The organism is Nostoc sp. KVJ20 (genome assembly GCF_001712795.1).
Classification (GTDB): domain Bacteria; phylum Cyanobacteriota; class Cyanobacteriia; order Cyanobacteriales; family Nostocaceae; genus Nostoc.
In genome coordinates, this window is record NZ_KV757848.1 from 1 (window position 1) to 1549 (window position 1549).

At 39.8% G+C, this 1549-nt stretch carries 1 protein-coding gene; it reads right to left on the bottom strand.

What is annotated here, in order from left to right:
- Positions 1–320: 320 nt before the first annotated feature.
- Entirely contained in the window at positions 321–1370 is a 1050-nt protein-coding gene (locus A4S05_RS38230; protein ID WP_069074925.1) for an adenosine deaminase, read from the bottom strand.
- Positions 1371–1549 lie beyond the last annotated feature (179 nt).

Genomic DNA, 1549 nt, shown 5'->3' on the forward strand with positions numbered 1-1549 from the left:
TCAATTGATGACACGCCCTAGGGGCAGAGGGAGATAATGGGGGAAATTTATGAGAAATTTTTATTAATTGTCAACTAAACTCAATTAAAAGATGATTTTTGAGAATTTTCTGGTGAAGCCAAATCTTCCCTCCGTAAGACTTATAGCAAAAATCCAAATCAACAAAAAAGGAACCACAATTGAAAAAGAATTCAGAAGTCAGGAGTCAGAATCTAATCAGTAGCGGGTCACAACTTTCTCTACAGCATCAGAAAAAATCAGGGATTGCAACATTAATTAACATGAAATCACCTTAATTTATGGATATTTCTATGTGATTGTTAATTAGTATCTCTCATAGCCAAAACTTTAGGTGGTTCAGGTTTCAGTAAACCGTTTAACAGGGATGCGGGACGTTGACTGTAGGGCCAAGCAAAAGCATGACGGAAAGCTGCATCTTGACAAGCTTGTAGTTGTTCAAAACTAATAATGTCGTAAGTCAAGAGATTTTCGTACTCAAAGGGTAGACGCACATTGTGCAATCCAGCATTATCAGTACAAATAGCGATATCAACCCCAGCATCAAAACAACGGTCAAAAACTAATTTTAGTTGACGTATATCCTGCAAAGTACCTGTTTTCAGGTAAGTTGTCGGACAAACTTCTAAACATTGTCCGCGTTTAGCTACATCATTAAGTAACTCTGGATACAATAGGGGAATTTGGATGCCGTGACCAATTCGCATTAAAAAGGGTAATAGTTCTGGATAACAACCTGCGGTGGTTTCATATAGATGTCCCGTTGTGTTGACACCCAGCGATCGCGCATAATCATATAAGCTAATCCATTCTTCTAAGCGATCGGCGTAATAGCTATCACCCCCCGCTACATCTACTGCACAGACATACTGCTTGTTTTGCGCCGCCAAATCAACAATAGCCTTGTTCACCTCATAGGGTAGACGTGTGTGCATACAGAGAATTTGGCTAGTAACAATCGGATGTTCTGGCTGGTGGCTGGCAAGTCCTACTACCTGCACAATTTCTGTCATCTTGTCAATTCTTTCAGATTGATTCAAATGCTCAGGTGTTCGTAGATAGGGAGTGTAACGCAGTTCCAGATAAGCCAAATTTTCAAAAATGTAAGCACCCCGCACCAAGCGATAAATAAAGTAAGGCAAAGTATCCACAGTTTGCACACTTTCTACCAAGGTGTGTAATTCTAGATACTCATCCAAGGTGTTGCGTGGGCGAGTATAAAAATCTTCAAAGTCTGAATAGTCAGCAAAGCGGGAAATCAACTCTGAAGAATGTCGCTCGAAATATCGCCATAAAACTCGTGGTACGACGGAGCCGCCTAGATGTCTGTGTAATTCAGCATATAAAGCCATAGTGGTATTTTTGGGTAAAAATTTCAATAATTGTAACAAAAACATAGAAAGAAAAAATCTGTACTCGAAAAAATTTAGCTTCAGAGAAGTTCGAGCAGAGGTTTACACTATCTGGATTTTTCAATAGAGAGTCTCACCAAAACAGGGAGTAGGGAGTGGCTTTCAAGGGTAGGGGTTTA